The sequence below is a fragment of the Ruminococcus sp. CAG:57 genome (genome assembly GCF_000435935.1).
Lineage (GTDB): Bacteria > Bacillota > Clostridia > Oscillospirales > Ruminococcaceae > Hominimerdicola > Hominimerdicola aceti.
The window spans coordinates 40,469-43,832 of record NZ_FR890758.1 but is presented as its reverse complement, the minus strand read 5'-3'; the positions used below and the strand labels follow the sequence as shown (position 1 = coordinate 43,832).

Annotated in this window: 4 protein-coding genes; all 4 read right to left on the bottom strand. The window is 40.6% G+C overall.

Annotated features, from left to right (window positions below):
- Positions 1 to 314, bottom strand: a 314-nt coding sequence (locus QVO88_RS08475; RefSeq protein WP_288177919.1) for an aldehyde dehydrogenase family protein, incomplete at its 3' end; no start/stop codon positions are given.
- Positions 315 to 337: 23 nt separating this feature from the next.
- A complete protein-coding gene (locus QVO88_RS08470; RefSeq protein WP_265290807.1) occupies positions 338 to 1,468 on the bottom strand; it encodes an iron-containing alcohol dehydrogenase in 1,131 nt (376 codons plus the stop codon).
- A 28-nt stretch (positions 1,469 to 1,496) separates the two neighbouring features.
- Positions 1,497 to 2,861, bottom strand: coding sequence for an aspartate aminotransferase family protein (locus QVO88_RS08465; protein WP_022288061.1), 1,365 nt, complete (start codon positions 2,859 to 2,861; stop codon positions 1,497 to 1,499).
- Between the two features lie 125 nt (positions 2,862 to 2,986).
- Positions 2,987 to 3,364, bottom strand: a 378-nt coding sequence (locus tag QVO88_RS08460) for a PucR family transcriptional regulator (protein WP_288177918.1), incomplete at its 5' end; no start/stop codon positions are given.

Sequence of the window (3,364 nt, the reverse complement as noted above, 5' to 3'; positions counted from 1 at the left end):
ACATCTGCCTGCGCTTCACGCAAGGGCTTGCCGTTGTCCATTGACTCTGTCTTAGCTATTTCATCAATCTCGCTCTCTATCATATCAGCGATCTTTAGAAGCTTGTCGCTTCGTTGCTGAACATCAAGATCACGCCATTCTCTGGTTTTGTAAAAGGAACGTGAGGCACTTTCTATTGCATATTCCACATCTTCCTTGCTGTTTTGCACTATCTCGCCTAACTCTTTGTTATTTGAAGGATCAACAGATCTCAGAACGATTCCCGAAGCGCCTTCAAACCATTCTCCGTTAATGTATGTTTTATATCTGCGCATAGAAAGAACTCCTTTGGCTTGATTTACAGTGACTTTAAATATAGATCTCTTATGTGTGACCTGTCAAATTTTACGGGATGATAGGATATACCTGCTGCTGAAACTTTCATACAGCTGTCTGTCAGCATATCGATATCACTTTCTTTTACTCCAAAATCTGATAACGTACAGGTAAGACGAAGTGAGTCGATAAATTTTGTTATCTGTTCTGCACAATCATTCTCATTATTGCCGCCTAACACTTTTGAAATAAATGCAAGTTTCTGTGGGCCACCTTTTATGCTTGCTTCTGTTACTGCAGGGGTTATGGCTGCAAGACCTTTGCCGTGTACGGCATTCTTGAAACCGCTGACAGGGTGTTCCATACCATGTGCAAGTGTAACACCTGCGGTATTTATGACCATTCCCCCCATTGTGCTTGCAAGACTTATCTTGTCCCAGTACTCTGGATTATTGTCACCCTTAAAAAGCTTTGGAAGATCATCTGCAATAAGCTTCATTGCCTTTTCGCACATAATATCCGTGAATGGTTGAGCAATGCGGCTTATATAGGCTTCCATACAGTGACAAAAGGCATCAAAACCGACACTTGCCAAAACATTTTTCGGCATAGTCATCATACATTCAGAATCAATGATAGACGCCTTTGCAACTATTGCATTGCATCTTAGTGATTTTTTATCTCCGTTTTCCGGGTTTGTTAATACAGCAAATCCGTTTCCCTCACTGCCTGTTCCGCAGGTCGTTGGGATAAGTATTATCGGCAGAGCTTTGCCGCTTTTCAGACGATTGAATATGTAGTCATTTATATCACCGTCATTTACTGCGATAAATGCTGCTGCCTTTGCACAATCCATAACGCTTCCACCGCCGACGCCTATGACCATATCGCAGCCGTTGTCTTTTGCTATTCGTGCAGCTTGCTCAGCTGTCGTTGTAAGAGGATTTTGTGGTACTTTATCAAAAACAGTATATTCGATACCTGATTTTTTTAAGTGACTGCAAATTCGGTTAAGCAACCCAGAGCGCTTTGTGCTGCTTTTTCCTGTGACAACAAGTGCCTTTTTGCCGTGATCGCTTGCGATGATTCCAACAGAGCTGACTTTTCCTCTTCCAAAAACAATATTTACAGGCAGGTAGTAATTAAAATCCATACTCACGTTTAATACCTCTTTTCTTGTATTATTTATCAGACTTTGCTTTTACCAAAGCGGTCTCAAATATCTCAAAGCCTTTTTCAAGTTGTTCGTCTGTTACACACAGAGGGACAAGAAATCTTATAACGTTTCCGTGTGTGCCAGCATTTTCAAGCATTAGTCCCATTTGAAGGGCGTTCTGTATCACCTTAGAAACAAGTTCGCCGTTTGGTTCTTTTTCTGCTTTAGTCTTTACAAATTCCACGCCAAGCATCGAGCCAAGACCTCTTACATCTCCTACCTCTTCATATTTTTCTTTAAGACCGCTGAAAAATATAGTTGCCTTTTTACCTATTTCTTCAGCTTTGCCTGCATAATCTTCTTCCAGCATTATATCCATTACCTTGAGTGCAGAAGCACAGGCAAGAGGATTTCCACAATATGTTCCGCCAATAGTTCCCACAGGTACTGAATCCATAATTTCCTCACGGGCGGTTATTGCACTTATTGGAACGCCGCCGCCAAGAGATTTTGCTGTTGCTATAATATCTGGTGCAGCACCTGCTTCCTTCCAATATTCTGAGGCATAGTATCTGCCACTTCGACAGTTTCCACACTGTACTTCATCAGCAATAAGTAAAATACCATTATCGTCGCATATCTTTCTGACGGCTTTTACCCATTCGATAGGTGCGGGGACAAAACCACCCTCTCCTTGAACAGGTTCGACTATCATTGCTGCAATATCACTGGCAGGTGCAGCTTCATCAAAAAGAGTGTTGAGTTTGTCTAGGTAATATGCTATTGCTTCTTGTTCAGAATATCCTTTTGGTGCATGATAAAGGTAAGGGAACTCAGCTCTGTAAATATCAGACGGGAAAGGACCCATTCCCTTTGCATAAGATTTTTTTGCTGTAAGAGCCATTGTAAGATTTGTTCTTCCGTGGAATGCACCAGAGAAGCAGATGATGCCTTTTCTTCCTGTATATGCTTTGGCTATCTTTACTGCATTCTCATCTGCCTCTGCACCGCTGTTTGCAAAGAATGTTTTCAGTTTATCACCTTTGCATGGCATAAGTTTGTTGAGCCTATCAGCAAGTTCAATGTAACCACTGTGTGCCACCACATTGAAAATGCAGTGAAAATATTTTTCTGCCTGATCTTGAACAGCTTTCACGACCTCAGGTCTGCTGTAGCCGATGTTGAGAACGCCGACACCTCCGATAAAATCAAGAAAGATGTTTCCGTCAACATCTTCGAGCATTGCGCCCTCTCCACGCTTGATACATATAGGATATGTATAGCCACAGAGCGCTTTAGGCAGTGCGTTGTCCCTTTTTTTCAAAAGTACACAGGCATTTGGTCCTGGAACCTTATCTGTAATTATAGTTGGTGATGAATTTCTTAGCATTATAAAGTCACTCCTGTTCTTTTATTACGGAAAGTTTTTTCCTTTGATATAATTATAAGAAAAAAACAGTATAACAGCAATGTGTTGTCTTTATAATCTTTATTGTGGTGTATGCACACAATAAATTATGACTGATCTTTTTGACTTTCACGATAGTTTTTGATCTCAAACGCCATTTTAAGTTCAAGATAGACGTCAAGATCATCAAGTTCGCAGCAAAGTATCTTTTTGATCTTATCCATACGATAGCGCATTGTATTTCTGTGGATAAACAGGTGCTCTGCTGCGGCGGCAGCGTTGCAGTTATGATCAAGATAGGCTTCAAGCGTTTTGCAAAGGTCGCCCTCCTGCAAAACATCAGATTGTATCAGTTTGCCTATATGATTATTTACATATTCATCAAGAAACTTATCATTTTTTATCTGCGCGATAAGCGAGTAGATACCGAGATTATCGTAAAAGAATATTTTCTGACTTTTACTTTCAGAGTGTGATATTTTAAT

Coding starts and splice junctions, on each gene's coding strand:
- QVO88_RS08470 (WP_265290807.1), bottom strand. CDS start 1,468: ATGGATTTTAATTACTACCTGCCTGTAAATATTGTTTTTGGAAGAGGA.
- QVO88_RS08465 (WP_022288061.1), bottom strand. CDS start 2,861: ATGCTAAGAAATTCATCACCAACTATAATTACAGATAAGGTTCCAGGA.